The organism is Bosea sp. Tri-49 (genome assembly GCF_003952665.1).
Taxonomy (GTDB): domain Bacteria; phylum Pseudomonadota; class Alphaproteobacteria; order Rhizobiales; family Beijerinckiaceae; genus Allobosea.
The window spans coordinates 3,757,802-3,771,438 of sequence record NZ_CP017946.1; the positions used below are offsets into that span (position 1 = coordinate 3,757,802).

Annotated in this window: 12 protein-coding genes; 3 read left to right on the forward strand and 9 right to left on the reverse strand. The window is 66.0% G+C overall.

Features of this window, described 5'->3' with window-relative positions; translation table 11 throughout:
- Window positions 1-64 precede the first annotated feature (64 nt).
- The 7 genes from BLM15_RS18225 to BLM15_RS18255 form a co-directional block, all read right to left on the reverse strand.
- Window positions 65-673: an invasion associated locus B family protein gene (locus tag BLM15_RS18225; protein ID WP_236846344.1), complete on the reverse strand. Its 609-nt coding sequence runs from the start codon at window positions 671-673 to the stop codon at window positions 65-67.
- Window positions 674-963: 290 nt separating this feature from the next.
- A complete protein-coding gene (locus tag BLM15_RS18230; RefSeq protein WP_126114082.1) occupies window positions 964-2,310 on the reverse strand; it encodes an MFS transporter in 1,347 nt (448 codons plus the stop codon).
- Window positions 2,294-3,265, reverse strand: coding sequence for a hypothetical protein (locus BLM15_RS18235; protein WP_126114083.1), 972 nt, complete (start codon window positions 3,263-3,265; stop codon window positions 2,294-2,296). Before BLM15_RS18235 ends, BLM15_RS18230 begins: the two co-directional genes overlap by 17 nt.
- 160 nt (window positions 3,266-3,425) lie before the next feature.
- Entirely contained in the window at window positions 3,426-3,947 is a 522-nt protein-coding gene (locus tag BLM15_RS18240; RefSeq protein ID WP_206438535.1) for a TetR/AcrR family transcriptional regulator, read from the reverse strand.
- A gap of 293 nt (window positions 3,948-4,240) precedes the next feature.
- Entirely contained in the window at window positions 4,241-4,990 is a 750-nt protein-coding gene (locus BLM15_RS18245) for an SDR family NAD(P)-dependent oxidoreductase (protein ID WP_126114084.1), read from the reverse strand.
- Between the two features lie 165 nt (window positions 4,991-5,155).
- Window positions 5,156-6,334 carry an OmpA family protein gene (locus tag BLM15_RS18250; protein WP_126114085.1) on the reverse strand — a complete coding sequence of 393 codons (1,179 nt, stop codon included), beginning with the start codon at window positions 6,332-6,334 and terminating at the stop codon, window positions 5,156-5,158.
- Window positions 6,335-6,384: 50 nt separating this feature from the next.
- On the reverse strand, window positions 6,385-7,842 hold the full coding sequence (locus BLM15_RS18255) for a caspase family protein (RefSeq protein WP_126114086.1): 1,458 nt from the start codon (window positions 7,840-7,842) through the stop codon (window positions 6,385-6,387).
- Window positions 7,843-8,053: 211 nt separating this feature from the next.
- Here BLM15_RS18255 and BLM15_RS31905 point away from each other — a divergent pair, with 211 nt between their 5' ends.
- Genes BLM15_RS31905 through BLM15_RS31910 form a run of 3 tightly spaced genes read left to right on the forward strand, consistent with a single transcriptional unit; the run spans window position 8,054 to window position 11,497 of the window.
- Window positions 8,054-9,274: a DUF4399 domain-containing protein gene (locus BLM15_RS31905; RefSeq protein WP_236846345.1), complete on the forward strand. Its 1,221-nt coding sequence runs from the start codon at window positions 8,054-8,056 to the stop codon at window positions 9,272-9,274.
- Window positions 9,271-9,723, forward strand: coding sequence for a DUF4399 domain-containing protein (locus BLM15_RS18265; protein ID WP_206438536.1), 453 nt, complete (start codon window positions 9,271-9,273; stop codon window positions 9,721-9,723). Before BLM15_RS31905 ends, BLM15_RS18265 begins: the two co-directional genes overlap by 4 nt.
- Before the next feature lie 52 nt (window positions 9,724-9,775).
- Window positions 9,776-11,497, forward strand: coding sequence for an SUMF1/EgtB/PvdO family nonheme iron enzyme (locus BLM15_RS31910; protein WP_164547563.1), 1,722 nt, complete (start codon window positions 9,776-9,778; stop codon window positions 11,495-11,497).
- 582 nt (window positions 11,498-12,079) lie between these two features.
- Here BLM15_RS31910 and BLM15_RS18275 read toward each other — a convergent pair.
- Both BLM15_RS18275 and BLM15_RS18280 read right to left on the reverse strand, forming a co-directional pair.
- Window positions 12,080-12,736 (reverse strand): flavin reductase family protein, encoded by a 657-nt coding sequence (locus BLM15_RS18275; protein WP_126114089.1) that lies wholly within the window; start codon window positions 12,734-12,736, stop codon window positions 12,080-12,082.
- 9 nt (window positions 12,737-12,745) lie between these two features.
- Window positions 12,746-13,630: an alpha/beta hydrolase gene (locus BLM15_RS18280; RefSeq protein WP_126114090.1), complete on the reverse strand. Its 885-nt coding sequence runs from the start codon at window positions 13,628-13,630 to the stop codon at window positions 12,746-12,748.
- Window positions 13,631-13,637 lie beyond the last annotated feature (7 nt).

A 13,637-nucleotide genomic window follows, 5' to 3' on the forward strand; every position in this document is an offset into this window, starting at 1 on the left:
CGCAACACCGCCCCGTCGGCTCGGGTTGCGGTCTGTGAACGGGCCTCGCGCCGCCGGGCCATGATCAGAGCCGTTCCTTGGCGAGGGCCTCGACAGCCTGGTCGAGACCGCGGGTCGACAATGGCAAGGCCAGGTCACGCCCGGCGGCATCCTTGAAGACGATCCGGCCCGGCTCGCTCGCCTTGCGCCACTGCTTGATCATCTCATCGCCAAGTGCCACATCGGCGAAGCATCCACTCGGAATGCAGCGCCGCCAGCCGAGCTCGAGCGGCTTTGCGTCCTTCTCGCCGATGGCGATCTGCACGACGCTGGGGAAGGAGATGCTGATCGGCATCACGGCCGTAACCCGCAACGGCTCCCCGGCAGCTGCGCGACCGACGGCAACCTGGGCGATCGGGGCCTGCTGCCCCTGACTCTGCAGGACTTGCGCGACCTCGCAGATGCGGGCCGACTTGGGATTGTCCGAGACGCGCTGGCAGCGCAGCGTCCAGTCGCCAAAGCTCGCGGTGGTGCTGCTGGGCTCCGTCGACACCGGCTGGACGGCGGGCGTGGACGGTGGCGCGGGCTGACTGCCGGGTTTCGGAGCCGTCGACTGCGCGATGGCGGAGCCCGCGCCCATGGCGAGAGCCACGCCCAGCACCGCTGGACCGAACAATGTGTGCACTGCTGTCACGCCCCTACCCCAATCATGCCGCCGGCGCCTCGCCCCCGCGATAGCTCCTCTCACCGACAGGTCGCCCGACCAGTTCATCCGCAATGTCCTGTCGGCCGTGCCATGTCGCTCAACGAGAGGATCGCTGTGCTCGGAACGCCGCAGATTTCTCAAATTGCTCGAAACTGCGCAATACGAGTTTCAAAAATGGTCATATCGGATATTGCCCGATCGGCCCTTTTGATCAATGCGCGGTGGGCCGAATGCGAACAGCCGTTCACCTTGGCGCCGAATTGGCCCACCGATCGGTCTCAGGCGACTGCCTGCTGCGATCGGCCCCGTGGTCCGACGACCGCAATCAGCGCTGCGCTGAGACCCAACGCCGCCGCGATCAGCACGAACATGCTCCAGGCTCCGACCTGGTGGATCAGCGCGAAAAAGACCAACGGCACGAAGATGGAGATGAAGCGGCCTACCCCCCAAGCTATGGATGTCCGCGAGGCCCGCAGCTCGGTTGGAATGATCTCGGCGGCGTAGACCGCAAGGACGCTGGCATAGATGGCGCTGGCCAGCGCGAAGGCGATGCCGAGGGCGACAAGCGGCAGGAAGGTGGTTGCGGCTGCAAAGGCCAAGCCCAGCGCAGCCATCGCACCCGCGGCGCCGATCAGGCTGGCTTTGCGGCCGATCCGGTCGATCACCGGAGCGACGAGCAGATTGCCCAGTGCCGGTCCGAACATGATCAGGCCGGCCGCTATGACGGAATCGCCGATGCTGAACTGCTTCGCGACCATTACGGCCCCGCTCATCAGCGGAAAGCCGATCGTCGCCCAGGGGGCGAGCGCATAGAGGGTGCATAGCAGGAGCAGGCGGCGCCCCAGATCTGTCTGTGGGCGATCGAGTGCCGTTTGGGATGCCTTTCCAGCTCCGTCCGAAGTGGCCAACGGCACTTTGCTTCGCGCACCGAAGCGCCGCAGTGCAGCGTCGGCCTCGGCGAAGCGGCCGGCGGCGGCAAGCCAGCGCGGCGATTCCGGCAAGAGCGCAAGCAGGCCCGCTGCGACGACGGCGACGAACGCACCGGAGCCGAGAGCCCAACGCCAGCCTTCAAGGCCAAAAGCCGTTGGCGACGCCGCACGCATCAGGAAGATGATCGCTGGTGCGCCTAGAAAGGCGAGGCCGGCGCACAGGCATGACAGGGTGCCGCGCCAGCGTGGCGGCATGACATCGGCCATGTAGGCGGCGATCAGCGGTGGGCAGGCTCCGATGCCGAGGCCCGACAGGAAGCGGAAGCCGATCAGCGTCGTGGGATGCTGACTCGCCGCGGCGCCAAGCGAGCCGGCTGCGATCACGACCAGCGCCAGCTGCAATGTGAGCCGGCGCCCGAAGCGGTCGCCGAGCATGCCGAAGACGGGGGCTCCAACAGCGCCCCCCGCGAAGATCGCCGCGAGGAACAGCGACAGCTCGGCCTGCGTCATCGTGCGGGGCGGCGCCTGGAATACGGCTCCCAGGGCGTTGCCGAGTGCGACCTCAGCGATGTCGGCGAAGAGAGCGAGAGTCAGGACGCCAAAGAGCGCAAGCCGCAGACGGCAGAACGGCAAGGCATCGAGGCGCTCGCCGATCGCCCGCACCGACGCGTTTGGGTTCTCAACCCTGGTCAGCACGCCGCGCTACCCGAGATTTCATAAACAGCCCCCCGGCGGCGCTCTCGTCCGTAAACTCTGGCGGCGAGCTCGCTGTCGCTTGCGCGAAAGCTGCGCCGATAATGGCGAGCTTCGCCGCCTGGAAACGCGCATACTCCTTGCGGAAGCCTCGCGACAGCCAGATCGGGGAGCGCCCGCGCACACCGCTCCAGCCGATGCTACCCATCGCCACCGCCGCCGCGAGCGTCCGGCCGGCATGTGTCCGGGAGAGGTTGAAGGGACGGGCGAGCGCCGAGATAGAGGTCACGTCAGTCAACTCCCTCTCCTCGTCACGTGCCGCGGCGATGTCGACGCCCACGATGAGCCGATCCATCAGGCTGCCGCCTTCGTCGACCGAGGCGAACACCGCATAGCCTGGCGGCGGCACGCGGATCACCGCGGACGACAGCAGAGCATCAGCGGTGGCAGGCTCGATCCCCTTCAGGAGAGCACCGTCCGCCGCCTGCAACCGCGAGGTCCTGGCACCATCATCGAGTGAATCGAGCGCGGTCAGATGAATGGCGTACCATTGCGTCAGCGCCCACAGGGTCGAAGGCGCAGGCTCCGCCAAGCCGGCATGCATTCTGGTCGGCTGGACGAGCCCGTATTGCAGCGCCTCGGTGAAGAAGGAGGCAGCGGTGTTTCGGCTCGCCAGGCCATGAGCGAGAACCTCCTCGATGAACTCGCGCTGCGACAATCCCGGCCGGCCGAGGTCGAGCCCACGGAAATAGCGGGACAGCGCCGCATGCGACATCAGCCAGCGCTGCTGGGTCGAGAACTGCGAGGCCAGCCGGGGCGCCGCGGTCTGCACCGCCAAGAATCCCTGGACCAGGCGGCGCGCAACGCGATCGAACCGCGGATAGGCGAGCAGCCGCTCGATCTCCGCTTCCAGCGTCTGCATCCGATCCCCCGCCTGCTGCGCTCGCACGCCGGGCATTTATTGTTCGTTCGACACGGTGCAGTACAGCTACGCAACTCGCGTTGGAGGCCTCGCTGCCGAGCCCTTTTGAACAGCCGTTCACAACACGGCGAAGCGGTACTCGTTTCACGCCGCAGAGTGTCTTCGTCGCAACGCTTCGGCCAATCGATCCGCCTTGTCAGATGGCAGGCTGCGTCGCTCCATGAAGCAGCGCGCGGACCATGCTGTGATAGCGCTGGTGAAGCCTGGCTGGATCGATTGGAGGCAAACTCTGATTGGTGCCGCGCGCGCCATCTGCGAGCAATTGCGCCAGGGCTTCGGGGCCGACATCCGGCTTGACCAGCAGGATACCTCCCGCCTCCAGCTCGCCGATGAAGCGCGCGAGCTCGGACTGAAACCCGACTGCCGATGCGATCATGATGTCGCGGCAGCGCCGGAAAGCCTGATCGTTGATCTCGATGGAATGAGGCGACGTCGCCAGGCGCCGGCGCGTATTGCCGTATCGCGTATCGAGAATGGTCGCCAGAATCTCGGCGGCGTCTCGCCCGTCTGCCAGAGCTTCTCGCCCGGCCGCCATCCCGATCTCGACCGCTTGCGCGTTGACGTTCTCGATCAGGAAGCGAAAGGCTTGTTCCTTGCTACTGAAGTAGTTGTAAAGCGTCCGCCGCGTGACATCGACGGCCTTGGCGAGGCCGGTCATGGTCAAGTGCTCGTAGCCATGGTCGAGGAACGCTCGCTCCAGCCGCGACACGAGCTCTACGCGTGTAACCATCAGAACATCCAGTTGCCCGCCGGACCGCCAGCTCGGCAATCTGACCGGCTCGAACGATTCAGTACGCTCCTTCTTGCCTCGATTTCCTCGGCGGCTGCAATCCGCGGTTTGGCAGTCCCCACCCGGAGCAGACTTCGGTCGAACGTCACGCCGACGCTAGGTCGAGCCCGATCGAGATCAGTTGCGCCACGAGATCGAGCAATTGCGAGTGCCGATTGAGATCAGGGCCCGACGAGCTGGCCGCCGTCGACCACTACGGTTTGAGCGGTGACCCAACTGGCTTTGTCGGAAGCGAGGAAGAGCACGACCTGGGCGACCTCGTCGGGCTTGCCCATCCGGCCGAAAGGAATGCTGGCCAGTGTCGACTGATAGAGTTCGGGGCTCGACGTCTTCCGATCCTCCCACGTGCCACCTGGGAACTCGATCGAACCGGGCGCGACGCAGTTCACCCGAATGCCCTTTTTCGACAGCGTTTTCGCCTGGCTCGCCGTGTAATGCATCACGGCTGCTTTGATAGCGCCGTAAGGTGCCGAACGGGACGAAGCCCGCATGGCCGAGATCGACGAGACGTTCACGATCGACGAGCCCGGCTTCATATGAGGGATCGCCGCATGGCTGCCGCGGACAACGGCCATCATGTCGACGTTGAGCGAGGCTGCCCACCCCTCCTCATCATCGGAATGGCCAAAGCCAGAGGCGTTGTTGACGAGGACATCGAGCCCTCCGAGAGCCTTCACCGCCGCGGGCACATAGGCCTCGATCGCACTCGCATCAGCAAGATCGACACTGGCGCCGTGAGCGGCGACGCCGAGCGTTTCGATCTCCCGGCGGGTCGCTTCGAGCGGTCCCCTGCCCCGAGCACAGATCGAAACGGATGCGCCGCCCGCCGCGAACCCGAGCGCGATGGAGCGTCCGATGCCACGGCTGCCGCCCATCACGATCACTCTCTTGCCGGCGAAGTCCTTGGCCATGCGGACATCCCATACCGATTGCGTCCAAGTGCCCTTATAGCCGCAATGAAAGACTTGGTTTCAAGCCCCGTCAGCATGGCGTGAGTACGTTCAGGTCACTTCGTTTCGACGCATCTCAAGATGATGAATGGGATGGACCTGATCCAGCTCCTAACAGGCAGCCTGTCAGCAGCCGATCACCTTGAATTCCACGCGCCGGTCGAGCGCGTCACTGCCGTCGTCCTTGCCGGTTCCGATGAGATTTTCCTTGAAGCCGCGCCCGGTGGCGATGATGCGGTTGCGGTTTTCCGGCGCACCGGTCAGCAGCAGGTCCATGACGAACTGGGCGCGCAGTGTCGAGAGGCGCTCGTTCACCTGGGGCAGCCCGGTGCGCGAGCTGTGGCCGACAACCTCGAGGCAAGCTCCCTTCTGGCGGGCACGCGTTGCAATCTGGCTCAGCCACATCGGATAGGGTTCGGCGATCCGGGGATCATCGATGAACTGCGTGGTCCCGGGTTTGAACAGCAGCTTCACCATCAACTGATTGGCACCCAGGCCATAGTCGACGAGGTCGCCGAAAGCGTCGACCATATCGTCGCGCCGCGCGAGCTTGCCGGCGGCGAGATAGGTACCGATCCTGACCCGGTGCTGCTCGCCGCCCGGCAACTTGCGGGCAGCTCGATAATAGGCCAGCGCCTCGCGGAAGCGCTGTGCTTCATAGGCAAGGATGCCGTCATTGACCAAGGCATTCGCCGTCAGTCGCTCGACATAGGCCGGGTCGATCGTCTCGCCGAGCTTCGTGCCCTGACAGGTCTTGATATAGACGTCGGTGGCTTGGTCCTTCGCCCAGAGCGGCGCGTCGCTGTAGTATTGGGTCGGCGTTGTGTCGACGCCCTCGATCCGGGCACGCGCCACGCCCTTCGAGACAACGCTGTTCGACTTCAGGTCCGCAAGCGTCAGGCAAATCCGGTAGGCGTCGCGCACGCCGTCGGCCGCTCCGTTGTTGTTCACGGCAGTGAAGGTGCCGACCAACACGACCGGCTTGCGCGCCAACGAAGCGCTGTCGAAGGACTGCACGGTGAAGCGCGGATAGGATTTTCGAACGATCTCGATCAGCGTCTGCTGCATCGAGCGGGTGGCTGTCGATTGCGAGCCGGAGGCCGCGTCGATCAGCGGGTCGATGACGAGATCGACCTGCTGATCAGTGAGCGTGGCCTTGCCGAAGAGGTCGTCGGCCGCCTTCTGCAAAGCCTGCGGGAAGGGCACTGGTGTCGGCGGCGATGCCGCTTGTGCCCAAGCGGCAGCGGCACTCGCCAGAAGCGTCAGCGGAGTGAGGATGCAGCCGAGGCGCGTGACGATCGACATGCTTCATTCCTCCCCGTTTCGGGCCTTCGCCTCATTTCGTCGTATGCCGCTCAGCGGCATTGCTGGAGCTGCTCGCGCGCTGACGGAGTCAGTTCACCGAGCTGGGCCTGGAGCAGCAGTTCGCTGCAATTCGCCTTGGCCGGCGCCGCCGCAGCCGGAGTATCGGCGCGGCGCTCGACCGGGCGCGGCGCGCTCGCCGGCACGGTCTGGGGCTGAGCCGAACGATCGGGCGGGGATAGCATCAACGTGCCGAGCCGCGCCGCCAGAGCCTGTTCGACATTGCGGCGCTCTTCTGCCAAGCGCTGCTTCTCGGCCTCGAGCGCGGCCAACTCCTTCTCGCGCCGGGCCAGTTCGTCGGCGAGACGGGAGCGCTCGGCCATACCCCCGGTCGATGGCTTGGGCGTGATGGGAGCCGGTTTCACCTGCGTGGCATCCCCGCTCGTGGGCGGTGGCGGCGCGACCACCTCGCCGGGCTCCTGCCGGGCAAGGTCGGTCGCGGCCTGCTTACGCCCCTGTTCGGCTCGTTCGAGCCGTTCGAGCAGTGCCCGCTCGCGCTCAGCGAACTCGCGCACCAACCGGTCGCGTTCATTGGCCGCACCCGAGCGGCGCTCGATCAGGTCGAGGCGCGTGCGTGCGTCGATGGACAAGGAGCTGGTGGGATAGCGCTGCATGAAATCCCGGAGAATGTCGGGTTCGTCGCTGGTGCGGATGCGCTGCCAGACACTGGCATCGGTCTCCGCGAGATTGAGGTAGAAATCGCCGAGCAAGGACAGCGAAAGCTCCGGCGTTTGCCGCCCCGCGGTTGCATCGTAGACGCTCTTCTGGACGCGGCGGAACATGGTCGCCACCTCGAGTCCCGGCTGATCGATCTCGCGCACCAGCGCCGCCGTGAACGGGCTGTTGCGGCCGGCGCCGTCGGCGGCGACGTCGTTGGCCTGCGTCGCATAGGCGATGACCATGCCTTGTGCCCGCGCCACGGGAGCAAGGCCGGAGCCTACGGAGAAGCCGCGTGTCGCCTGCCTTTTGGCGAGCTGGTTGACGAAAGGATTGTTGCGGCAGGCGTCCAGCACCATGATCTTGACGCCCTTGGCGAAGTTCAGCGCCGTGACGACGTCGTTGAGCCGCGTCGTCTCGTACTGGACGCCGGCCTCGTCCTCGATCTTGGCCTCGACCGGCACGAGATAGTTCTCGCCGTTGAACTGGAAGCCGTGGCCGGCGAAGTAGAACATCACGGAATCGGCGTCCTGCGCCAGCCGGGCGAAGCGGGTCAGTGCCGCATCCATGCCGCGCTTGTCGAGATCGATGCCATCGACCACCTCGAAGCCGACCTTGCGCAGCGCCGTGGCCATGTCGCGGGCGTCGTTGACCGTATTGGGCAGGACGGGCGCATTGCGATAGCTGGAATTGCCGATGACGAGCGCAACGCGACGCTCCGAAGCCGGCGCCGCCATGGCCAGCCCGGTCAGCATGAGCATGATCAGCCCGCAGAGTCTGGCGATGAGGATCATGGCCCCTTCCTACCGTCGCAGGCTACCGCATGACTTCGCTGGACGCCAGAACAAAGCCGCTCCAGCTACGTCAACGCCAAGTGTTCCGCTTGTAGACGTGCAGCCGCGCTGGTAGCCTGCTTGCACTCGTCTCATGGATGGGGAGACGTCGATGCCATCGAGGGCGCTTCGCCTTATACCCACCCTGGTACCGGCGGCTCTGGCATGGGCCATGGTCATTGCTCTTCCGGTCGGCGAGGTTGCGGCCCAAGCGCGCGCAATGCAGCGCAGCCCGGCCCCGGCAACCGCCAGGCTCAGCTTCGTCGGCCTCGCCAATAATGACCGCGTTCCCGGCAAATTCACGGTCCGCTTTGCGATCAGCGGCATGGAGATCGCGCCCGCCGGGCAAGCCAGGCGCAATGCCGGACACCATCACCTGCTGATCGACACCGGGCTGCCGGCGCTCGACCAGCCGATCCCGAGCGACTTCAACCACATCCACTTCGGCGGCGGACAGACCGAGGCCGAGATCGCACTGACGCCGGGCCGGCACACGCTCCAGCTGCTCTTCGCCGACCATAGCCATGTGCCGCATGATCCGCCGGTCGTGTCCGAGCGGATCACCGTCGAGGTCGCGGCCGATCCGGCCGAGAAGCCGCGCACCGCCGCCGCCCCTGGCGGCCGGGTCTTCTTCATCGACCTCAAGGACGGCGCGACGATTCCGACCCACGCGAAGATTCGCTTCGGCATCGAGGGTATCGTCATCACGCCCGCCGGCACGGTGAGCGCCAATGGCGGCCATCACCACCTGCTCGTCGACGCGGAGGTGCCGGCGCTCGACCGCGAGATCCCCAGCGATTTCAACCACCTGCATTTCGGACGCGGCCAGACCGAGGTCGAGCTCTCGCTCCCCCCCGGCGAGCATACGCTGCAGCTTCTCCTGGGCGATCACGAGCATGTCCCGCATGATCCTCCGGTGATGTCCGAGCGAATCCGCGTGCGCGTCGTCGATGCGGTGCAGGCTGGCTCTGTGGCATCTGCAGCCCCGGCGGCGGGAGCGGGCCGCCCGCGTACGGCTGCGCCCAACGACGCTGCCGTCTACTTCATCTATCCGAAGGATGGCGCGACGATCTTCCCGAGCTCGACCATCCGCTTCGGGCTGCGCAATATGGGCGTCGCGCCGGCCGGCGTCACCAAGCCGAACACCGGGCACCATCATTTGCTGGTCGACGTGCCGACACCCGCACTCGGCGAGCCGATCCCGTCCGACCTCAACCACATTCATCTCGGCGGTGGCCAGACGGAGCGGCGCATCACCTTGCCGCCTGGCAAGCACACGCTGCAGCTCCTTCTCGCGGACGCAGCCCATGTGCCGCACGATCCGCCGGTCATGTCGGAGCGCATCACCGTCACGGTGATGCCAGGCGGCCGCAAATCGGCGAGGCGTCGATGAGAACTTCGCGCCGCAGCGTGGCCGGTCTCCTGGCGGCCTCTTATGTGATGGCTGGCGCCTTCTGGGCGACCGACGGTTTGGCGCAGGCCGCCAAGCGGCAGAAGCCGCCGCCCGGCGCGCTCGTCTATTTTCACTATCCCCTCGATGGCTTGCGCGTACCGGAGCGCTTCACCGTCCGGATCGGGCTGCGCAACATGGGTGTCGCACCGGCTGGCGTCGACCATGCGGCGACCGGCCATCACCATTTGCTGATCGACACCGATCCTGGCCCGCCCGGCCAGCCGATCCCGTCCGACTACAACAATATCCATCTTGGCAACGGCCAAACGGAGGTTGTCGTCACCTTGCCGAAAGGGTCACATACGCTGCAATTATTGCTTGGGGACCACACCCACACGCCGCATGATCCGCCTGTGATGTCGCAGAAGATCACGATCTATGTGCGCTGAGACTGCGGCAGACTGCGCCCCGAGACGCCGCTGATGACAGATGGTCGCTAGCATGGACTGGTTGCGCTCCTTCGTCCTCGCCGTCCCGCTCGTCGCGCTCGCGGCAATCCCTGCCCTGCCGCAGGAGGCTGCGCCGCCCACCCGCGTTGCGCTGGTAATAGCCAACGGCGCCTACCCCGATGCGGCCCTCGCCCAAGTGCCGGCACAGGGCCGCGCCGTTGCCGCGGCTCTGCGCGAAGGCGGCTTCGAGGTAGTCGCGGTGGAAAATGGGGCCCGCGCGGACATGCGGCAGGCCATCGCTCAGTTTGCCGGCAAGCTGCGCCCCGGCGCTTCGGCTGTGGTCTTCTATTCCGGTCATGCCGTGCAGCAGCGTGACCGCGATTTCCTCGTGCCGATCTCGCCCAATCCGGTGCAGGACGCAGTCGATCTCGACGAGGTGATCGACCCGCTGATCATTGCCAAGCCGTCCAGTGCCCTCGTGCTGATCGACGCCAGCCGCGACAATCCCTGGCAGGCGCGAGGCAAGGGCCTGCGTGCGACCGAGCGCCTCGAGACCGTCGCAGTGATGTTCACGGCCGCACCGGGAAAAACGGTCGCGGACTCCGGTCCTCGTGGCAATCCCGCGGTCGAGGAATGGCTGAAGGCGATCCGCACGCCCGGTCTCGACATGGCGGCGGCGGTCGAGCGCGTACGCGACGCGGTGGCGAAGGCGAGCCGGCGCAGCCAGCAGATCTGGCTCTCATCGGCGCCACCGAAGGGGCTCGTGGTGACCCCGGTCGGCCAGCCCCTCGCGGTCGCGCAGGCGAACCGCGCCGTCATCCTGTCACCACCCAGTTCCGACACCTCGCCGGACGCCTTCGAGCTCGCCTTCTGGGAATCGATCCGCAACAGCGAGAATGCCAGCGAATACCGCGCCTATCTCGACGCCTATCCGAATGGCCGTTTCTCGGCACTGGCGCGCGCCCGCGAGCAGCTCTACCGCGGCAAGCCCGGAGCGGCTGCGCCCGCAGCCTCGGCCGCCCGGCCTCCGGCCCCCGCAACGCCCGCCGCGCCGGCGCCGAAGACGGGCCCGATCCGCGACTGCAACGACTGCCCCGAGCTGACGGCGATTCCGCCCGGCTCTTTCCAGATGGGTTCGAACGATCTCTACGAATTCGAGAAGCCTGTTCACCCCGTTGCCGTGCGTGGCTTCTATCTTGGCACGCGCGAGGTGAATTTCGAGGAATGGGATCGCTGCGTGAACGAGGGCGGCTGCAACTACCGGCCTGACGATCGCGGGCTGGGGCGCGGCAAGCGACCCGTCACGGATCTTCACTGGAACGACGCCAATGCCTATCTCGCCTGGCTCTCGGCCAAGACGGGAAAGCGCTATCGGCTCCCGAGCGAGAGCGAATGGGAATATGCCGCTCGTGCCGGCACGACGACGACCTATCCCTGGGGCCAGACCGTGGATAAGGAGCGCGCGAACTGCTTGGGCTGCAACGATCAGCCACGCCGCAGTGCCGCCGCTTCGGGCCAGTATCCGCCCAACGCCTTCGGCCTCTATGACATGGCTGGCAACGCGGCCGAGTGGGTCGCGGATTGCTGGAGCGAGAATTATCGCACTGCACCGCGCGATGGCAGTGCCCATGTCGCGCCTGGTTGCCGCGAGCGCGTGCTGCGCGGCGGCTCCTTCAACAACGATCCACGCTATCTGCGCTCGGCCGCCCGCTTCAAATACGAGGCCGATGTGCGCTTCTACACCAATGGCTTCCGCGTCGCGCGCGAGCCCTGACGACGGCTCGCTTTTAGATCATTTTAGCGAAGCGAAGGGCGGTGATGCCATGGCCGCGTGAGCGCGTGAGAGCAATGATCCGTTCCACCAACGCCCGCTTCCTGGCGTTTATCCAATGTCCACAAGCGGTGAAAAACGATTGGGCTGCGCGGGCATACAGCTAGAAACGTTTCGCCGAGAGCATAGCGAAGGTCTTGCTGATCACGACGAAGCACCGCCATGGCGGTGAGGGCTAAACTTGAGCGCCTTAAACGCAAGAACCCCGGCCGCGATGCGGGCGGGGTTTTGTTTGGTCTGCGTGTGTTTGATTTGGTTGCGGGGGGCTGAAATCACCGAGAGCACGAAGGAAGAGCGTCTGCTCCTGGCCCATAGCCGACTTTAGCGAGATCCGGTTTTGGGCGATGTGACGAGCCGGTTGAGGCTGGCGTAACGGAGAACTGCGCGTACTGTCGAATACCGCCACTGCTCGCGCGAACATATGCGCGGTAGCAGCACCCCTTCGGATCGCCCCGTCCTGGGAAGCAATTTGGGGGGCTGATTCAGCAGCACAGCATTATTAGAGAGGTCGCAGCTCGGACCGGCTCAGGTCGTGGCGGCACTCTCATCTCGCGGTGTCGGTCCTCGCCATTCGGCCCAACTCGGCCGCTTCAGGTGGAACAGATCGGACGTCCGAAGATAGGCCTCTCCGCCATGCATGCGGGCAATCAGCTCGAGCGCCGGGGTGTCGATGTGACAGCGCTCCGCATCCTGCACGAAGCGGTCTTCGACATGGGCGCACAGGACGCGGCCGATCACGATGGTCTGCAGCGGTCCGGTGACGAGCGAGGTGAGCGCCTGGCATTCGAACGCGACCCGCGCCGTCCTGATGCGCGGCGGAGCGACGAAACGTGAAGCCGCTGCCTCCAACTCGGCCAGCGCCAGTTCGTCGACCTCCGGCGGCGCATCGATGCAGGTCAGGTTCATCGCCGAAGCGTCGGCTTCCGCCACCAGGTTGACCACGAACTCCCCGGTTTCGAGGATGTTGGCGGCGGTGTCCTTGAGCAGGCCGGCCTTCGGCATGATGCCGATGGCAACGGTCGGCGGATCATTGCCCATCATATTGAAGAAGCTGAACGGAGCGGCGTTGAGCACGCCGTCGCGCGACAGCGTGGTGATCCAGGCGATCGGCCGCGGCACGATCGTCGCTGTCATGATCTTGTAGCGGTCCTGCGGCGGCAGCGTCGCCATGTCGAAAATCATGTCCGGGCCTCAGTCCTTCGGCCCGGAGCTGCCCATCGCGGCTGCGAGGGCGGGCGCCAACACGCCATCGGGCCTGGCCAGGTCGAGTGCGATGTCGAAATGGTTGTGCCGCGGCATGGCGATGACTTCGCCTGTGCGTCCTCCCGCCAGCCAAGCCGCGGCGTACTCGGCCGTCTGCCGCCGGAACTCGCTGGTTTCCAGTCCGCCGACAGAGGCCAGCAATGTCGTGGCCGAGCTCTGGGGGATATGCCGGATCGGGCTGTTGCGGGCGATCGCGGCGTCGTCCAGCCCGAGCCAGGCATCGACATGGGTGGAGCGCAGCGGTTCGATGTCGTGCAGCCCCGACAGGGCCATGCCGACTTTGATCGCATCGCCCGGCAGCCCGAAATCGGCCTGCCAGCCACCGGCCAGCAGCATCCCGACGAGATGGCCGCCGGCCGAGGAGCCACCGACGGCAAGGCTACCGGTCCGGTGTTGCGCGCGCCGGGCATGGAGGAAGGCGACGGCGGTGCGGGTCTGTCTGATGATCTCGTCGAGCGAAGCCTGCGGCGCCAGCGTGTAGTTCATCACCGCGACGGCAAAGCCGTGCGCCTTCGGGCCCGGCACGACGAAAGCGTTGTCGTCCTTCGAGCTCGCCCGCCAGTAGCCGCCATGGACCCAGAGGAAGAGCGGCGCACCCGGCTCGGCCGGATAGAGGTCGAGCGTCTCGCCGCTGGCCTCGTCATAGACGATGTCGGCGATGCGCTCGTTCTCCCGCTGCACCTTTGCGCTGACCGAGACGTATTTCGCGTACTCCGCGTCGAATGAGGCGACGCTTTCGCGGGCATTGTACTCGCGGTCGAGCGCGACGCGGTCGAAGCCGCGATAGACCGGTTCGCTGGCGGTTTGTGCCATGGCGATG